At 40.7% G+C, this 209-nt stretch carries 1 protein-coding gene; it reads right to left on the reverse strand.

The annotated features are described in order from the left end of the window. On the reverse strand, positions 1 to 209 hold a 209-nt coding region (locus HMPREF2933_RS04405; RefSeq protein ID WP_142350142.1), incomplete at both ends, for a helix-turn-helix domain-containing protein.

Here is a 209-nt window from a genome sequence, read left to right on the forward strand (position 1 = left end):
TCAAAATCTTGCGCAATGAAACTCATCTTTCCCTTAGTGAAGGCATACTCATCCCAAGACATAATCTCGGGAAGACGAGAAAAATCATGTTTAAAACGGAAGTCATTGAGCTTTCGAATGACAGTTGAAGTTGAAATGGCAAGCTGGCGGGCAATGACGGTCATAGAAGCCTTCTCAATCAGTTTCTGAGCAATTTTTTGGTTGATGAT

Origin of the sequence: Streptococcus sp. HMSC066F10, from assembly GCF_001813805.1 — a bacterium.
Lineage (GTDB): Bacteria > Bacillota > Bacilli > Lactobacillales > Streptococcaceae > Streptococcus > Streptococcus vaginalis.